This window comes from Streptomyces sp. NBC_00154 (assembly GCF_026342835.1).
GTDB lineage: Bacteria > Actinomycetota > Actinomycetes > Streptomycetales > Streptomycetaceae > Streptomyces.
In genome coordinates, this window is sequence record NZ_JAPEMI010000001.1 from 1138699 (window position 1) to 1155292 (window position 16594).

The following is a 16594-nucleotide window of genomic DNA, read 5'->3' on the forward strand; positions in this document are numbered from 1 at the left end:
CCAGTGCCTCAGCAGCGTCGCGGGCAACCGCAGCCGCGTCGCGTACATGCTGCGACGCGGCTTCCGTGTGGGGCGCGCGGTCCCTACCACCGCGGGTCGGAAGCTGTCCACACCGGGCCTGTGGGCCGTGGGAGCGGGGATATTCTGCACGCGGGCGACGAACATGTTCCGCCGCAGGAGAGGAAGGCATCTGATGGGCACGCAGCAGGAGAAGGACGAGCTGTACGCACTCGACATCTCGGGGGTCGAGTGGCTGAGTGCGCCCGGTACGGAAGAGGCCGAGGAGCGCGTCGAGATCGCGCATCTGCCGGGCGGGGCCGTGGCGATGCGGTCCTCGCTGGATCCGGAGACGGTGCTGCGGTACACGGAGGCCGAGTGGCGGGCGTTCGTACTGGGTGCGCGGGACGGCGAGTTCGACCTGACGTAGGACGCCGCACGGACGGGAGAAGGGGCACGCCGCGACGAGCATGCCCCTTCCGCGTGTGCGGCGCCGCGGTCAGTACGCCTCGCTGAACAGGCGCGAGGCCTTCACGTCCGTCGAGCGGTAGCTGTCCTTGCCGGACTCGATGATCTTCGCGACGTGCTCCAGGCGGGTCTTCATGTGCTCCGCCTTGCCCTTGTACTTGGACTGGAGGTGCACGTACTCCCCGTGCGCCTCACCGTCCCAGGTGTCGGTGACGACCTTCAGTGCCGCGTCCATCTCCTGGAGGTCCTTGATGATGTTCTGCGAGACCACACGGATGCGGTTCGCCATCTCCTGGACGCTCTCGTACCTGACCTTGGTGTTCGGGTCGGTCGCCATCTGTCTGCTCCTCGGTGCTCTGCGTGTGTACGGAAGCGTGCTGCGGCGCGGCTCAGATGCCGTTCAGCCCGGAGGTGTTGCCGGACGACGCCGGCTCCTTCACCGCGTTGAAGGCCGCACGCACCTCGTCGTCGTTGGCGTTGCTGAGGTTCTTGGTCTGGCCCACCGCGTTGAGGAGCACGTTGAGGAGCCGGCGGATCTCGTCGTGGTCCTCGTTGATCACCATCTGTGCGGATGTGAATCCGGAGGCGCCGACACCCGTCCATCCCGCGCTGACCGTCGCGAGGATGTCGGCCAACTCCCTGGACTGCTTGGACACCTGCTCCGCGGTTTCGATGATCTTGTTCTTCGCCTGGACGATCGGATCGTCGGCGAGTCCGAAACCACCTGCGGGGTTGGTCATCCGGAGGTCCTATCTCTGAGTTCCCGGTCCTGTCCGCCCATCGCGGCCAGGGTTCCTGCCTGCCCCGTGTGCTCCGGTTGCGAAGTCGGGGAAGTGCGGGGACGGGGAAGGGCGTGGCAGTGTTCCCACGCCTCCAAATCGGATGCGACCACTTCTCGTTCCCCCGTCACACACGTGAAGTCAGCTACCACCCTAGTCACTTCGTCATCTCTCCCCAACTGCGCTTTATGGGGAGGGATCCACTTCACCGGGCGGTGCTGTCATCGCAAACCGCGTCGCCGCCGGACATCGCGGACGACCGTCGCGGTACCGGCGACCACGGAGATCAGTACGGCCGCTATGGCCAGGGCGTAGGTCGCGTACCGCTCGCTGCGTTCCTGCGAGGTCTCCGACAGCGACAGATGCGCGGGCGAGGGGGCCTGGGCCCGGGGCGGGGCCGGGTCGGGGTGCGGGGCGTCCTGCGGGGTGTCGTCGCCGGAGAGTGCGCGGACCGGGTCGACGACGCCCCAGCCGACGAAGTCGTCGTGGCCGGTGACCGAGCGTTCGGCGGTCTGCTCGATCCGGGCGACGATCTGGGGCGCGGTCCATTTCGGGTACTTGGCGCGCATCAGGGCGGCTACCCCGGCGACGTACGGCGCGGAGAAACTGGTGCCGTTGTCGGTGCACTGGCCGTTGCCGGGAACGGTGGAGACGATGTCGACACCGGGTGCTGCGACGCCGACGAACGTACCGGCCTGGGAGAAGGCGGCGCGCTCGTTGTTGCGGTCCGACGAGGCGACGGCGAGGACGCCGTCGAAGGCCGCCGGATAGGTGTTCCTCAGCTTGCCGTCCATGCCGTCGTTGCCCGCGGAGGCGACCACGACGACGTCCTTGGCGAGCGCCCTGGCCACTGCCTTCCCCAGCGGGGAATCCGGGGTCAGCGACTTCGTCGTGTCCTGGGAGATGTTGATGACCTGGGCGCCCTCGGCGATCGCGTGGCCGATCGCGGCGGCCATGGTGGTGTCCTTGCCGCTGTTCTTCTCGTCGTTCTGGCGGATCGGGATGATCGTGGCCTCGGGCGCCAGGCCGACGAAGCCGGTGCCCTTGCGGGGGCGGGCGGCGATGATGCCGGCGACCTTGGTGCCGTGGCCGACCTCGTCGACGGTGCCGTCGCTCTGGCCGCCCTTGAGGTAGTCGGCGCCCGCGGAGGCGTCGACGGCGTTCTGCAGCTGCGGGTTGGTGTTGTCGACGCCGGTGTCGATGACCGCGACGCGGACGCCCCTGCCCTTGGTGTCCTGCCACAGTTCGTCGAGCAGGACCCGCTGCAGCGACCAGGGGCGTCCCTCGTACTGCTTCTTCATCGGGAAGGCGCATTCGCCGCTGCCGTCTATCCCGACGTCGCTCCGGTCGCCGGGGTGTTCCTCGGCGTACGCCGCCCGGGGTGCCGCCAGTGCGGCCAGCGCGGCGGTGGCCGCCACCGTCAGCAGGGCCGTCTTCCGGTACAACATCTGTTCCTCTCCCCCGACTTCTACGAGCCCTTCGCAAATATCGCGGTCACGAACCCTGCGGCTGGCGAGCGCTGTTGGTGTCGAGCCGCGGGCCCTTGGACAGGAACTCGGACCAGGCGAGCGGGACGAGAGCGGGCGTCACCTTCTCGTATCCGAGCCTGATCTGCGCCTGGCTGGGTTCGGGGCGGCCGTCCGTCCCGTTCTGCTGCTCGCCGGCCCCGATGTCGGAACGCTCGGCGTCGCTGTCGCCGTTCGCCTGAACGGCGTACCGCAGTCCGGTGTCGGTCACCAGGAAGAGTGAGCCGTCGGGGCTGGCCTGCTGCCCTCGGAACTGGGTGTAGAGGAGGCCGCTGCCGGGGGTGACGTACGTGCTGGTGCCACCGGCGCTGATGGAGGCGGGGTACGCGGTGCCCGCCCAGGTGCTGAGCGTCGGGCGGCCGTTGCCGTCGACCTTGCGCAGCACGCTGCAGATGGTGTCGCGGTCGCCGCTGCCACCGTCGGCGGCATTCACCTGGACGGTCTTCCGCGTGGGCCAGTGTGCTGCCTGGCCGGTGAAGGCAGCGGGGTCGGGGACGAACTTCTGGAGTCCGACGGCGCGCGCCTCACTGTTCAGGTTGAGGCCGGCGGTCTGCGGGGAGTTGATCAGCAGCCAGGCGGTGAACTCGGAGACCGGCTGGGCCTTGCCGTCGAGGACCACGTAGTGGGTGGTGCCTTCGCCGTTACGGGTCCGCAGGACCATGCCGACCCTGTTCTCCTCCGTGGAGAGCTGTCCTTGGATGTGCGCGTTCGCGCCGACGGTGCCGGGAATCTGCGGGAAGACGATCGGGCTGCCGTCGTTCAGGGTGGCCAGCCAGTCGTCGGTGACGGACTGCGGCTGCCGGCTGCCGACGAGGGCGCCGGTCAGGTGGCCGTTGTCGGCGGCGGTCTCGTCGATGCGGTATTTGGTTCCGCTCGCATCGACGAGATAGCGGGCTCCGGTCTGGCCCTTGACGTACAGGACCTCGCCGCCGCTGGGCCTGTTGGCGCCGTCGGTCCGCCTGTTGTCGCGTTCGGCGAAGACGAAAGCGGCCTTCTGCACGGTGTTGCCCTTGCCTCCGGGCTGTTCGCAGACGGCCCACCGCTTGACCGTGCCCGCGTCGTTCGCCTCGGGCAGCCGGTCGGGGGCGTACGGGATGCCGAGGACCGGTCCGCGCGGCGGCCTGCCCGCGTCGAGGACGTCGTCGGGTACCTGGATGACGTCGTACTGCTGCGGGGTGAGGAGCAGTCGGGCGGAGGCGAGGTTCAGTACGGGATGCAGCAGGGTCTTCTTCTTCGTGCCCTTGCCGGTGGTGAGCACGACATAGCGGGTGGTGGACTGCTTGCCGACGATCACGTTGGTGAAGGGCTTGTCCCAGTCCTTGGGTGCGGTGGGCTTGAACATGCCGTAGGCCCCGAAGCCCGCGAGGATCAGCGCCCCGGCCACCATGCTCGGGAGGACGGCGCGCAGGGGGCGCGGCGCGCCCTCCTCGGTGCCGGTGGGCGAGGGTTGGAGAAATGCCGCCACCGTGCGTTTCTTCGCAAAGGTGTACGCGTTGAGTTCATCCCGCCGTGATGCCATGAGTCTGCGTGTCTCCCGTGTCTCCCCGCGCGGCTCCAGGAGTTCGCGTCCCCCGACCCCTGCGCCGGCCCCCTGGATGCCGGACCGCGCTGCCGGACAGGCCCCTACTATGCCTGCTGACCCCGGGCGGCTGCGGGGCGGGTAGGGTGATCCAGCCGCCAAAGCCCCCGGCGGGACTGGGGTGATCGGGTCGAAACGGGGGCCTTATGAACGGGGGAATGCCGGAATGATGTCTTCCGCGACGCGGACACGTCCGGCCGGGAACGCACCGCCCCCCGCAGCCCGTACACCCGCCGGAGCGGCGTCCTCCCCGTACCCGCCCGGCGGACCGGCGCGCGGCTCCTCCGGCCCCGGCCGACAAGCCGTCCCGCGGCTGAACGGACGCCCCGGACACTTCGGTTCGTTCCGATTGCAACAACTCGTACTGATCGAGATCGCGGCTGCGCTGCTGCTGGTGTCCTGGGTGATCGAGCCTCTGCTGCTGGTTCCGGCCGGCGCGGTCGCCACTGCGCTGGTGCTGCTCGCCGTCCTCCGCAGGCACCGCCGTTCGCTGCCCGAATGGCTGGGCACCGCGATGGCGCTGCGCGCGCGTACCCGCAGGGCCGCGTCGCTGGTGCTGCCCGCAGGTACTGAGCCGGGGATCGCGCCCGCCGTCGAGTGCGAACCGGCGCTGCGCATGTACTCGTTCAGCGACCGTGACCGGCGGCCGGTCGGGATGATCGGCGACGGTACGTTCCTCACGGCCGTACTGCAGATCGAGTCGGACGCCACGGCTTTGCGGCCCGACCGGTCCGCGCAGCCGTTGCCGCTGACCCTGGTCCGAGAAGTGCTCGACGTCGACGGCATCCGCCTGGAGTCGGCGCAGATCGTGCAGCACACCCAGCCCGCGCCCGCCCCGCATCTGCCCCCGCAGTCCGTCGCGGCACGCAACTACGCACCGCTGCAGGCCCGGACGGGATCGCCCGCGGTCCGGATCACCTGGATCGCGCTCAAGCTGGACCCGGAGCTCTGCCCGGAGGCCGTGCAGGCGCGCGGCGGCGGGGTCGAGGGAGCGCAGAAGTGTCTCGTACGCGCTGCCGATCAGCTGGCCAGCAGACTGACGGGGGCCGGTTTCCGCGCGACGGTGCTGACCGAGCAGGAGTTGACGTCGGCGATCGCGACCTCGGCCTGCGTCAGCCCGTCGGCGATGGAGCAGGCGGGCCGGACCCGCACACCGGCGCGGCGCACCCAGGAGAACGCGCGGACCTGGCGCTGCGACGACCGGTGGCACACCACCTACTGGGTGGGACGCTGGCCGCAGTTCGGCGCGGCGACGAACGGTGGCGGGGCGTCGATGCCGCAGCTGGTCGCACTGCTGACCTCGCTCCCGGCGCTCGCCACGACCTTCAGCCTGACGCTGGGACACGGCGACCGGCAGGAGGCCTCGATCGCCGGCCATGTCCGGATCACCGGACGCAGTGACGAGGAACTGCTCGCCGCCCGGCATGAGTTGGAGCGCACCGCGCGTGGCGTGAACACGTCGCTGGTGCGACTCGACCGCGAGCAGCTGCCCGGCGTGCTCGCCACGCTGCCGCTCGGGGGTACCCGCTGATGTCCGTACCCACCAGTGCCCGCGCCCGGCTGGGCTTCGGGCTGATCGGACCGCGTCGCAGCCGGCACACGGTCTCCGTCGAGCAACTGGCCTCGATGGCCCTGCCGGTCGGCGACGACGGCATGGTGATCGGTGTGGATGCCGAGGGGCGGCCCGCCGTGCTCGGCATCAACCGGCCGACGCCGTACGACGTCACGCTGATCGGCGGGTTGTGGACGGCGCAGGTGCTGGCCCTGCGGGCGGCCGCGACCGGTGCCCGGATCGTCGTGGAGACCGGCCGGGCCCACGCCTGGACAGGGCTCGCACAGGCGGCCGGGGGTGGCCAGCCGTGCATTTCGCTGCACGACGTGGGGCGGGTGCCACCGCAGGGCGCCTCGGCCGGCAGCCCGGTGGTCGTGGTGCGGGACTGCGGGATGCGGCCGCCGCGCGGGCGAGTGGTGTCCGGGCCCTGGCAGTCGGTGATGACGCTGCTGCCGTATCTGAGTCCGGTGGCGGCCGGATTGATGAAGAGGGCGTCCCTGGTGGGGATTCAGCGGGTATCTCCCGACGAAGCAGCGCAGATCGGGCGAATCGCGCATCTGCCGGCGACCGCGACGCAGGCGCTGTCGACGCTGGCGGACGGGGTCACCCTTTGGTGCACGGAACGGGACCGGCAGTTCGTGATGACGCAGGCCACCGATGCGGAGACCGGGCTGCTGGGCGGCGCACGACGAATGGACTGACCGTCGCATGCGCGCGGGGTACGCACCGACCTCGGACAAGGCGCACGGAACGTTCACATATCCGTATGCAGATGTACGAGTTTGACCGCTTCGCTCTTCATGCTCTGCCCTACTCGGTTCACTTGGGGGCTACGCGTGACGTACTGGACAGCTCTTGCGGTGCCCTGCGGCCTGCCGGAGGGGGCCCGATGACGATTAGGGTGGGTAGGGGCGCGGCAGTAGAACCTGCGGGCAGGCAGTGCGCGTCCCAAGGGGGAGAGCCGGGCGGTTCGGAATACGGGAACGGTCGCCCCCACCCACCACGGCACAAGGGTGCTCGACCACACCAGGAGGCAAAGTGAACGGCGATCGGGACGAAATCCGAGAGGGCTGGAGCAGGCCCGTCGACGAGTCGTCCGACGCGGAGCCCGCCGAGATGACGGGTGAGTTCACCATCGACTACACCCCGCCCGCCTGGTACACGCAGAACGCGTCCGGGGACTCGTCGGGCGGGGCCGGATCGCACCTGGCGCCGCCTCCGCCCAACGGGGCGCCGGTGTCCGTGCCCGGGCTGCCGGCCGGGGGCGGCTTCGAGCCCACCTGGACTCCGACGCCGCCCGCACCCGCACCGCCGGTGGCACCGGTCGCGCCGACACCCCCTGCTGCTGCCGCTGCCGCTGATTCCTCTTCCTCCCCCGCGCCCGGGGCGGGGGAGGCAAATGGTGCGCCGGCTCCTTTCGGAGGCGGAGACCTGGAGAGCGGCGCGACCATGCGGTTCTCGCCGGCCGCGCTGAAGCGGGAGATCGCGGAGCGGGAGGCTGCGGCCGCGGAGGCCGCGGACGCGGAGGCCGCGGACGCCGCTGTGGCCGCGACCGCGGCCGCGACAACTACCCCGCCGGCAGACGCCGGTGCCGGTGATCGTGGCGGGGACGGTGGCGCTGCCGATTCGGGCGCGACCGCCGGATCCGATTCCGGACAGCCTTCCGACGTGGCGACCGACTACGGCAACGATGATGCGGGACCGGCGACCGATGCGGTCAGGGACTCCGTTACGGACGAGGTTCCTGCCGACGTTCCTGCCGACGCCGACGAGCCTGTCGGCCCTGCGCCCTCGGACGCCATTTCGGATGCGGTGCCGCCGACCGCTGCGCCGCCGACCCCTTGGACCCCGGCACCGCCCGCGCAGGGCGCTCTGCCGCCGCTGCCGCCCGCCTTCCAGCCGGCCGCGCCGCAGCCCGACGCGCCCCAACCGGCGCCGCAGTGGCCGGCGACGGGGCCTGCCCAGACGAACCAGGCGCCCGGCGGTTATGGGTTCCCGAACCCCGCGCAGGCGCCGCACACGCCTCAGGCACCGCAAGCGCCTCAGCTGCCTGCCCAGCGGAACGCCCCGGCGCCGCAGGGCGGTTACGGATTCCCGCCGCAGCCGCAGGCGCCCGCCCAGGGAGTGCCGCTGCCGCCGCAGGTTCCGCAGCACCCCGCTCCCCCCGCGCCGCCGGTGCAAGGCGCATACGGGTTCCCGCAACCGCCTCAGGTGCCGCAGCCACCGCAGTGGCCCGCACAGCAGAGCGCCCCGCAGCCGCCCCAAGCCCACCAGGCGCCCCAGCCGCCGGTCCAGGGCGCGCCCAATCTGCCCGCGCCGGTCGCGCCCCAGCCGCCCGCCCACCAGCAACAGCCCCAGCAGCTGCATCCGCAACAGCAGCCGCCGCAGGGTCCGCCCGTCGACCCGCGCACCGGCGCGGCCTGGCCCACCCCGGTCACCCATGACCAGCGCGAGCGTTCCGTGCCCGGCGCACCCCTCGGTTACACGGCGGCTGTGGAGCTGTCCTCCGACCGCCTGGTCCGGGGCAAGCAGAAGGCCAAGAGCAGCCGTGCGCCGTCCGCCGCGTCCCGCTTCAAGCTGGGCAACAAGAAGGAGGAGGTCGAGCGGCAGCGCAAGCTCGACCTGATCCGTACGCCCGTGCTGTCGTGCTACCGGATCGCGGTCATCAGCCTCAAGGGCGGTGTCGGCAAGACCACGACGACCACCGCGCTCGGCGCGACCCTGGCCACCGAGCGCCAGGACAAGATCCTCGCCATCGACGCCAACCCGGACGCCGGTACGCTCGGCCGCCGCGTGCGTCGCGAGACCGGGGCCACCATCCGTGACCTGGTCCAGGCGATCCCATACCTCAACTCGTACATGGACATCCGCCGCTTCACCTCTCAGGCGCCCTCCGGTCTGGAGATCATCGCCAACGACGTGGACCCGGCGGTCTCGACGACCTTCAACGACGAGGACTACCGGCGCGCGATCGATGTCCTCGGCAAGCAGTACCCGATCATCCTCACCGACTCGGGTACCGGTCTGCTCTACAGCGCGATGCGCGGAGTGCTGGACCTCGCCGACCAGTTGATCATCATCTCGACGCCGTCGGTCGACGGCGCCTCGAGTGCCTCCACGACGCTGGACTGGCTGTCGGCGCACGGGTACGCGGAACTGGTGCAGCGCTCGATCACCGTCATTTCCGGGGTCCGCGAGACCGGGAAGATGATCAAGGTCGATGACATCGTGCAGCACTTCGAGACGCGCTGCCGGGGTGTGATCGTCGTACCGTTCGACGAGCATCTGTCGGCCGGCGCCGAGGTCGACCTGGACATGATGCGCCCGAAGACCCGCGAGGCCTACTTCAACCTCTCCGCGCTGGTCGCCGAGGACTTCCCGCGCGCTCAGCAGCAGCAGGGTCTATGGACGTCGGACGGCAACAACCCGCCGCCACAGTTCGCCCCGCCGATGCCCGGACACCAGATGCCCGGTCAGCAGCCGTACGCACCGCAGCAGACGGGCCAGCCGTATCCGCCTCAGCAGCCCTACCCGCCCCATCAGCCGTACGGGGGACAGCAGCCGTATCCCCCGCACCCCGGTCCCGGTGCGCAGCAGAACGGCTGGCAGCAGTCGCTGCCGTCCCAGGCCCAGTCCCCGGCGAGCCCGGCCGGCCCGCCCGCGCCGCAGCAGCACGGCGGTCAGCCCGGCTTGCCGGCACAGCAGGACCACCCCGAACTGCAAGGTCCCGTCCCGCCCGCGGGCTGGCAGCAGCACCCTCCGCAGCCACCGCCAGCGCCTCAGCAGTAAGGCATCAGAGGTCTAAACCAATGAGGGCCCGCACCGTCCCGACGGTGCGGGCCCTCTGGGCATTCCTGCAGCCCACACGCCGTTTGGGGCACCGTTGACGCGACTCGACCAGCGCTGGTAGACCTTCGCTTCACCAGTTGGCGAACCAGAGATCAACCCGCCTTCTCCGTGCGAGTCATGACGCGAGGTCCCTGTTCATGGTCACAAGAGTCCCACCACCCTCCGCTCAGCCACGCTCACGTATGCGTATCCTCCTGGCATCCGGTGCCGCGGCCCTCGCATTGGCGGCCGGATCGATCGTCCCGGGGATGCCCGTCGGCGCCGCCCCGCAGCAGGCGCAGGCAGCCGACAACGGCAAGACGACGCTGACCGTCGCGGTCGCACAGAGCGTCGACTCACTGAGCCCGTTCCTCGCTCAGCGGCTGATGAGCACCAGCGTCCACCGGCTGATGTACGACTTCCTCACCAACTACGACCCCAAGGACAACCACACGGTCCCTGGGCTCGCCACCAAGTGGGAGCCGTCCGCCGACAAGCTGACCTGGACGTACACCATACGGTCCAACTCCAAGTGGTCGGACGGGCAGCAGGCCACCGCCGAGGACGCGGCGTGGACCTTCAACAAGATGATGACCGACGAAGGCGCCGCCACCGCGAACGGCAGCTTCGTCGCGAACTTCAAGAAGGTGACGGCGCCCAGCCCGGAGAAGCTGGTCATCGAGCTGAAGCAGCCTCAGGCCACCATGGCCGCCCTCGACGTGCCGATCGTGCCGAAGCATGTCTGGGAGAAGGTCGGGGACTTCTCGAAGTTCAACAACGACACCAAGTTCCCGATCGTGGGCAACGGGCCGTACATCCTGACCGACTACAAGGTCGACCAGTATGTGAAGCTCAAGGCCAACAAGAGCTTCTGGCGCGGCGCCCCCAAGTTCGACGAACTGGTCTTCAAGACGTACAAGGACCAGGACGCCGCGGTCGCCGCCCTGCGCAAGGGTGAGGTCTCGTTCGTCGCGGGCGCCCCCGCGCTCACGCCCGCCCAGGCCGCGTCCCTCAAGGGCGACAAGAACATCAAGGTCAACGAGGGTCCGGGCCGCCGCTTCTTCGCGCTGGCCACCAACCCGGGTGCGCAGACCAAGGACGGCAAGAAGTTCGGCGACGGCAACAAGGCCCTGCTCGACCAGAAGGTCCGTCGGGCGCTGTTCCTGTCGATCGACCGCAAGACCATCATCGACAAGGTCTTCCAGGGCCACGCCGTCGAGGGACAGGGCTACATTCCGCCGCGTTTCTCGGACTACTTCTGGCAGCCGTCCGACAGCCAGAAGCTGTCGTACGACCCCGACCGGGCGGGAAAGCTCCTCGACCAGGCGGGGTACAAGCTCAAGGGCGACCAGCGCGTCGGCAAGGACGGCAAGCCGCTCGACCTGCGCATCCTGTGCCACGCCACGGACCCGAACGACAAGGCGATCGGCAAGTACCTCAAGGAGTGGTGGGGCAAGCTCGGCATCGGCCTGAAGGTCGACTGCCGCGACGACGTCTCGGTGCCCTGGTACGCCGGTGAGTACGACCTCGCCTTCGACGGCTGGTCCGTCAACCCGGACCCGGACTTCGTCCTGGGCATCCACACCTGCTCGGCCCTGCCCGCCAAGGCCAAGGAGAGCGCGGCCACGGACAACTTCATCTGCGACAAGACGTACGACGAGCTGTACAAGAAGCAGCTCGCCGAGTACGACCCGGCCAAGCGGGCGGACATCGTCAAGCAGATGGAGTCGTGGATGTACGACTCCGGGTACATGAACATCATCGCGTACCCGAACGCGGTCGAGGCGTACCGCACCGACCAGATCAAGTCCATCACCACCATGCCCGAGGCGGCCGGCAACATCTACGGCCAGGACGGGTACTGGAGTTGGTGGTCGGCCGTTCCGGCAGCCGCCGACGGCAAGAACGGTTCGGCCGCCGACGACGGTGGCAGCTCGACCGGTGTCGTCATCGGCATCGTCGTCGCCGTGGTGGTGGTCGCCGGTGGCGGGTTCCTCCTCGCGCGGCGTCGCCGCAGCACGGCGGAGGAACGCGAATAATCACGCGAACGGGATGAGAGGGACCGGCAGGGGGCCACGACATCGCATCCCTCTGCCGGTCCCTCCAAGTGCAGCACGAGTAACGAGAGTTCCCCCATGACAGCTGACAGCACTCCGGCGCTCGTGCAGAACGCGGATGCGGACATCGACGGCCGGGCTCCGGCCGGGCCGTCGGTCGCCCGCGACGCACGGGCGCGCAACATCAAGGTCTATCTCCAGTACGTGGCGGCAAAGATCGCGGGAGCGGTCGTCTCCCTGTTCGCCGTTCTGGTCACCAGCTTCTTCCTCTTCCGCCTCATCCCCAGCGACCCCGTGAAGCAGATGACCGGCGGCCGCCGCGTCTCCGCCGAGCAGCTCCAGTCGCTCAGACACCAGTTCGGCCTCGACCAACCGCTCTGGAAGCAGTTCACGAGCTACGTGGGTGATGCGCTGACCGGGGACTTCGGTACCTCGTTCCAGTTCCACAGCCCCGTCATCGACAAGATCACCGAGGCGCTCCCGGCGACGCTGCTGCTCACCGGCACGGCATACGTCCTCTACACGGCGCTCGGCATCTGGCTGGGCACCCGTACCGCCTGGCGCAACGGCTCCCGCAGCGACCGCTTCAACACAGCGTTCGCGCTCACGCTCTACTCGGTGCCGTCGTTCTGGCTGGGCCTGCTCCTGATCATTGTCTTCTCGGTGGGCATCGGCCCGATCCCCGGCATGTTCCCGACGGGCGGCCTGGAGTCGGGCGGCGAGACAGGCCTCGCCTACGTCCTCGACGTCGCCCATCACCTGGTGCTTCCCGTGATCACACTGGTCGCGGTCGGCTATGCGCAGACACTCCTCGTGATGCGTTCCTCGCTCCTCGACGAGATGGGCAGCGACTACCTGACCACAGCCCGCGCGAAGGGGCTCCGTGACGATGTCGTACGGCGCAAGCACGCCGTCCCGAACGCGATGCTGCCCACGTTCACACTGATGTTCGTGAACCTTGGTCATGTGGTGGCGGGCCAGATCCTGGTCGAGACGGTGTTCTCCTGGCCGGGACTCGGCGGTCTCTTCTACCAGGCGCTGAGCGTGCCCGACCTTCCCCTCGTCCAAGGGCTGTTCTTCGTCTTCGCCACCGCGGTGATCCTGGCGAACACCCTCGCCGACGTGCTGTATCCGCTGCTCGATCCCCGGGTGGGCCGATGACGACCGAACCGTTGCCCGTGCAGAACGAAGCGGGCGTGACCAAGACCCCGCGCGCCCTGGCCCGGGCCCGCAAGCGCCAGTCACTGGCCCGCTTCTGGCGGGAGTACCGGACACACCGGGGCGGCCTGTGGGGGCTGGCCGGGCTCATCCTGATCGCACTGATCGCGGTGTTCGCGCCCACGCTGGCCGGCGCCGACTCGCAGAGCGTCACCGACGCACCGGGGGGCGCACTCGAATCGCCCAGCGGTGAATTTCCGCTCGGTACCGACCAGTTCGGGCGCAGCGTCCTGGCACTGCTGGTGTGGGGCGCCCGCGTCTCGCTCACGGTGGGACTGCTCGCCGCGTTCCTGTGCGTGGCGATCGGTACGGTCGTCGGGATCGTCGCGGGCCACTTCCACGGCTGGTACTCGACGGTGCTGATGCGCGTCACCGACTGGTTCCTGGTGATGCCGACCCTCGTTCTCGCGATCGCGCTCGCCACGGTGATGGACCGCTCCATCTGGACGGTCATCCTCGCCATCGGCGTGACGACCTGGCCGACCACGGCCCGTCTGGTCCGCGCCCAGACGCTCGCCGTGGAGTCCCGTCCCTACATCGAGCGCGCCCGCGCCCTGGGCGGCGGCCACGGGCACATCATGGCCCGCCACGTCCTGCCGAACGTGATGCCGCTGGTGCTCGCGCAGACCACGCTCGTGATCTCCAGCGCGATTCTCACCGAGGCCACGCTCGCCTTCCTCGGCCTCGGCGACCCGACCATCACCTCCTGGGGCGGCATGCTTCAGGACGCGCGCGAGGCGGGCGCCGTGAGCGCCGGCGACTGGTGGTACCTGGCACCGCCCGGCATCGCCATCGCCCTGGTGGCGCTTTCGTTCACACTGTGCGGGCGTGCCATCGAGTCCGTCCTCAATCCCAAGCTGGGGGTGGCCCGTTGAGTACACCGAGCACACAGAGGACACCCCTGCTGGAGGTACGCGACCTCTCGGTGACGTACGCCGGCGGAGCGCAGGCGGTCCGGGGCGTGAACCTCACCGTCGACGCGGGCCGGAAGCTCGGCATCGCCGGTGAGTCCGGGTGCGGCAAGTCGACGCTCGCGCTCGCGCTGCTGCGGCTGCTGCCCGCCCGGACGAAGGTCACCGGCGAGATCCTGCTGAACGGCGAGGACGTCCTCGCCATGAAGTGGGGCCAGGTCAGGGCCGTGCGCTGGGCGGGTGCCTCGATCGTCTTCCAGGGGGCGATGCACTCGCTCAACGCCGTGCACCGCATCGGTGACCAGATCGCCGAGCCGATCCTGCTGCACAAGAAGGCGACACCGGCCGGCGCGAAGAAGAAGGCCGGTGAACTCCTGGAGCACGTGGGGCTGCCGGCCGCGCGCGCGAACGCGTATCCGCACGAGCTCTCCGGCGGTCAGCGGCAGCGCGTGATGATCGCGATGGCGCTGGCCTGCGACCCGGACCTGATCATCGCGGACGAGCCTACGACGGCTCTCGATGTGATGATCCAGGCTCAGATCCTGCGGCTGATCGAGCAGCTGGTGTCCCAGCAGGACCTCGGTCTGATCATGATCAGCCACGACCTGGCGGTGCTCTCGGACACCTGTGACCGGCTCGCGGTGATGTACGCGGGCCGGGTCGTGGAGGAGGGCCCCTCCGCCGCGGTCTTCGAGGACGCGCAACACCCCTACAGCAAGGCACTGTCGGGCGCCTTCCCGCGGATCGGCGACCGGTCCTCCCGGTTCGCGCCCCGCGGGCTGCCCGGTGACCCGCCGGACCCGTCGGCGCTGCCGGCCGGCTGCACGTTCCATCCGCGCTGTCCGGTGGCACTGGACTCCTGCACCACGCAGGACCAGGAGCTGCGGGACGCCGGCGCGGCGCGGCGGGCGGCCTGTGTGCTGGTGGAGCCGGGGGCGGCCGACGCCTCGCTCCGGCAGGGCGCCGAGGAAGCAAGGAGCACATCATGACCACCACCAATCCTCTGCTCAGCGCGGAGGGACTGAAGGTCACCTTCCCCGGCCGGCGCGGTGCGGCCACGGCTCGCGCGGTGGACGGCGTCGACCTGGACATCCGGCCCGGCGAGATCGTCGCACTGGTCGGCGAGTCCGGGTGCGGGAAGACGACGCTGGCCCGCTCCCTGCTGGGGCTGGTGCCCCCGACGTCCGGGGCGGTCACCTTCGACGGCAAGCCGCTCGACTATGCGGGCCGCGCGCTGAAGGCGTACCGCAAACGGGTGCAGCTGGTTCTCCAGGACCCCAGTGGTTCGCTCAACCCGCGGCACACGGTGTACGAGGCGGTGGCGGAGGGCCTGCGGATCCACGGGTACGCAGGTGACGAACGGGCCGCCGTCGCGGAGGCCCTGTCGCGGGCCGGGCTGCGGCCCCCCGAGCGGTTCTTCCTGCGCTACCCGCACGAGCTGTCGGGCGGCCAGCGCCAGCGCGTTGTGATCGCGGGCGCCCTCGTCCTGGAACCGGAACTCATCGTGGCCGACGAGCCGGTGGCCTCGTTGGACGCATCGGTGCGCGGCGAGATCCTGGCCCTGCTGCTGCGGCTGAGGGACGAACTGGGCCTGTCGGCCCTGGTGGTCACGCACGACCTCGGTCTGGCGTGGAACATCGCCGACCGGGTCGCGGTGATGTATCTCGGCCGGATCGTCGAGACGGGCGAGGTCGAGCAGATCCTGACGGCCCCGCAGCATCCCTACACCCAGGCACTGCTGTCGGTGCTGCCGGAGGCCGAGGGCGATCCGGTGATCCTCACGGGTGAACCGCCGGACCCGTCGAAGGTGCCGTCCGGCTGCCGCTTCCACGCGCGCTGCCAGATTCTCGCCTCGGGCGAGGCGGAGCGGGCAGGGGTGGCGGACGCGTGCCGTACGAAGGATCTTCCGGTGCTCGCCGGGGGCGGGGAGACACAGGTGGCGTGCCACTGGGCGAACGCGGTGGTGGGCGCGCAGTCGTAGGGCGGTGGCCCTCCGGTCGGCCGGGCGTCCGGCCGACCGCTCCGGGCCGGATGCGGCCCCGTCCCGGTCGATGCCTCAGTGCTCAGATACTGACTGCCGGCGGCTTTTCGACCCGGCCGGCCGCCCGGCCGCCCCGGTGGCCGTCCCGGGGTCGGGCGGTGTCCGTTCCGCCGTCTCCAGGGAGCGTTCCAGCTTGCCGAGGAGCCGGCCCAGTTGACGTCGCTCGGCCCCCGTCAGCTCCGCCAGCATCCGCTCCTCGTTGGCGAAGTGCGCGACCGCGACCACATCGGCGATCTCGATCCCCCGGTCGGTGAGCCGCGCGTACACGACCCTGCGGTCGCCGGGATCGCGCTCCCGGGTCACCAGACCGGCCTTCTCCAGCCGGTCCAGACGCAGCGTGATGCCGCCGGTGGTGACCAGGGATATGTCGGCGAGTTCACCGGCGGTCCGTCGGTAGGGCGGTCCTGACCTGCGCAGAGCAGCGAGCACATCGAAGGCCGCCATGTTCAGGTCGAAGCAGTCGAAGAGGTCGGACAGCAGCCCCTGGTAGCGCAGGAAGCTGCGGTGCAGCCGGCCGAGCACCTCCATCGGGGAGGCGTCGAGACTCGGCAGCTCCCGCTTCCACTGCTCCAGAATGAGGTCGACCGCGTCGGGGCTGCTGGAAGCTCTACGAGTCATGTGCGGTGGGAGGACGGCGC

At 70.1% G+C, this 16594-nt stretch carries 14 protein-coding genes; 9 read left to right on the forward strand and 5 right to left on the reverse strand.

Features of this window, described 5'->3' with window-relative positions; genetic code table 11:
- The first annotated feature begins 193 nt into the window (after positions 1-193).
- Complete coding sequence (locus tag OHA03_RS04955) at positions 194-427, forward strand: DUF397 domain-containing protein (protein WP_030933207.1); 234 nt, start codon at positions 194-196, stop codon at positions 425-427.
- Positions 428-496: 69 nt separating this feature from the next.
- Here the strand turns inward: OHA03_RS04955 and OHA03_RS04960 are convergent, their stop codons facing one another.
- The 4 genes from OHA03_RS04960 to eccB all read right to left on the reverse strand — a co-directional run bounded on the left by OHA03_RS04960 (position 497) and on the right by eccB (position 4289).
- The gene (locus tag OHA03_RS04960; protein WP_267001112.1) at positions 497-802 is read right to left on the reverse strand and encodes a WXG100 family type VII secretion target; all 306 of its coding nucleotides are present in this window, start codon (positions 800-802) and stop codon (positions 497-499) included.
- 52 nt (positions 803-854) lie between these two features.
- Positions 855-1205, reverse strand: coding sequence for a WXG100 family type VII secretion target (locus OHA03_RS04965; RefSeq protein WP_267001114.1), 351 nt, complete (start codon positions 1203-1205; stop codon positions 855-857).
- A 260-nt stretch (positions 1206-1465) separates the two neighbouring features.
- Positions 1466-2692 (reverse strand): type VII secretion-associated serine protease mycosin, encoded by a 1227-nt coding sequence (mycP, locus tag OHA03_RS04970; RefSeq protein WP_267001116.1) that lies wholly within the window; start codon positions 2690-2692, stop codon positions 1466-1468.
- Between the two features lie 46 nt (positions 2693-2738).
- Positions 2739-4289 carry a type VII secretion protein EccB gene (gene eccB, locus OHA03_RS04975; RefSeq protein ID WP_267001118.1) on the reverse strand — a complete coding sequence of 517 codons (1551 nt, stop codon included), beginning with the start codon at positions 4287-4289 and terminating at the stop codon, positions 2739-2741.
- A gap of 226 nt (positions 4290-4515) precedes the next feature.
- Between eccB and eccE the strand changes: the two genes are divergently transcribed.
- From eccE to OHA03_RS05015, 8 genes are all read left to right on the forward strand, one after another.
- Positions 4516-5880: a type VII secretion protein EccE gene (gene eccE / locus OHA03_RS04980; RefSeq protein WP_267001120.1), complete on the forward strand. Its 1365-nt coding sequence runs from the start codon at positions 4516-4518 to the stop codon at positions 5878-5880.
- A complete protein-coding gene (locus OHA03_RS04985; RefSeq protein WP_267001122.1) occupies positions 5880-6602 on the forward strand; it encodes a hypothetical protein in 723 nt (240 codons plus the stop codon). The genes eccE and OHA03_RS04985 overlap by 1 nt, the downstream gene beginning before the upstream one ends.
- A 337-nt stretch (positions 6603-6939) precedes the next feature.
- On the forward strand, positions 6940-9690 hold the full coding sequence (locus tag OHA03_RS04990) for an SCO5717 family growth-regulating ATPase (protein WP_267001124.1): 2751 nt from the start codon (positions 6940-6942) through the stop codon (positions 9688-9690).
- A gap of 197 nt (positions 9691-9887) precedes the next feature.
- Positions 9888-11768 (forward strand): ABC transporter substrate-binding protein, encoded by a 1881-nt coding sequence (locus tag OHA03_RS04995; RefSeq protein WP_267001126.1) that lies wholly within the window; start codon positions 9888-9890, stop codon positions 11766-11768.
- Positions 11769-11864: 96 nt separating this feature from the next.
- Entirely contained in the window at positions 11865-12947 is a 1083-nt protein-coding gene (locus tag OHA03_RS05000) for an ABC transporter permease (protein ID WP_267001128.1), read from the forward strand.
- Positions 12944-13879, forward strand: a complete 936-nt coding sequence (locus OHA03_RS05005; protein ID WP_030979809.1) for an ABC transporter permease — start codon at positions 12944-12946, stop codon at positions 13877-13879. Before OHA03_RS05000 ends, OHA03_RS05005 begins: the two co-directional genes overlap by 4 nt.
- A complete protein-coding gene (locus OHA03_RS05010; RefSeq protein WP_267001131.1) occupies positions 13876-14904 on the forward strand; it encodes an ABC transporter ATP-binding protein in 1029 nt (342 codons plus the stop codon). Before OHA03_RS05005 ends, OHA03_RS05010 begins: the two co-directional genes overlap by 4 nt.
- On the forward strand, positions 14901-15896 hold the full coding sequence (locus tag OHA03_RS05015) for an ABC transporter ATP-binding protein (RefSeq protein ID WP_267001133.1): 996 nt from the start codon (positions 14901-14903) through the stop codon (positions 15894-15896). The genes OHA03_RS05010 and OHA03_RS05015 overlap by 4 nt, the downstream gene beginning before the upstream one ends.
- A 75-nt stretch (positions 15897-15971) precedes the next feature.
- Here OHA03_RS05015 and OHA03_RS05020 read toward each other — a convergent pair whose 3' ends face one another.
- Positions 15972-16574, reverse strand: a complete 603-nt coding sequence (locus OHA03_RS05020) for a MarR family winged helix-turn-helix transcriptional regulator (RefSeq protein WP_267001135.1) — start codon at positions 16572-16574, stop codon at positions 15972-15974.
- Positions 16575-16594 lie beyond the last annotated feature (20 nt).

Excerpts from the sequence above, each read along its gene's own strand:
- OHA03_RS04955 (WP_030933207.1), top strand. The coding sequence starts at position 194 with ATGGGCACGCAGCAGGAGAAGGACGAGCTGTACGCACTCGACATCTCG.
- OHA03_RS04965 (WP_267001114.1), bottom strand. The coding sequence starts at position 1,205 with ATGACCAACCCCGCAGGTGGTTTCGGACTCGCCGACGATCCGATCGTC.
- OHA03_RS05005 (WP_030979809.1), top strand. The coding sequence starts at position 12,944 with ATGACGACCGAACCGTTGCCCGTGCAGAACGAAGCGGGCGTGACCAAG.
- eccE (WP_267001120.1), top strand. The coding sequence starts at position 4,516 with ATGATGTCTTCCGCGACGCGGACACGTCCGGCCGGGAACGCACCGCCC.
- OHA03_RS05020 (WP_267001135.1), bottom strand. The coding sequence starts at position 16,574 with ATGACTCGTAGAGCTTCCAGCAGCCCCGACGCGGTCGACCTCATTCTG.
- eccB (WP_267001118.1), bottom strand. The coding sequence starts at position 4,289 with ATGGCATCACGGCGGGATGAACTCAACGCGTACACCTTTGCGAAGAAA.
- OHA03_RS05000 (WP_267001128.1), top strand. The coding sequence starts at position 11,865 with ATGACAGCTGACAGCACTCCGGCGCTCGTGCAGAACGCGGATGCGGAC.
- mycP (WP_267001116.1), bottom strand. The coding sequence starts at position 2,692 with ATGTTGTACCGGAAGACGGCCCTGCTGACGGTGGCGGCCACCGCCGCG.
- OHA03_RS04960 (WP_267001112.1), bottom strand. The coding sequence starts at position 802 with ATGGCGACCGACCCGAACACCAAGGTCAGGTACGAGAGCGTCCAGGAG.
- OHA03_RS05015 (WP_267001133.1), top strand. The coding sequence starts at position 14,901 with ATGACCACCACCAATCCTCTGCTCAGCGCGGAGGGACTGAAGGTCACC.
- OHA03_RS04985 (WP_267001122.1), top strand. The coding sequence starts at position 5,880 with ATGTCCGTACCCACCAGTGCCCGCGCCCGGCTGGGCTTCGGGCTGATC.
- OHA03_RS04995 (WP_267001126.1), top strand. The coding sequence starts at position 9,888 with ATGGTCACAAGAGTCCCACCACCCTCCGCTCAGCCACGCTCACGTATG.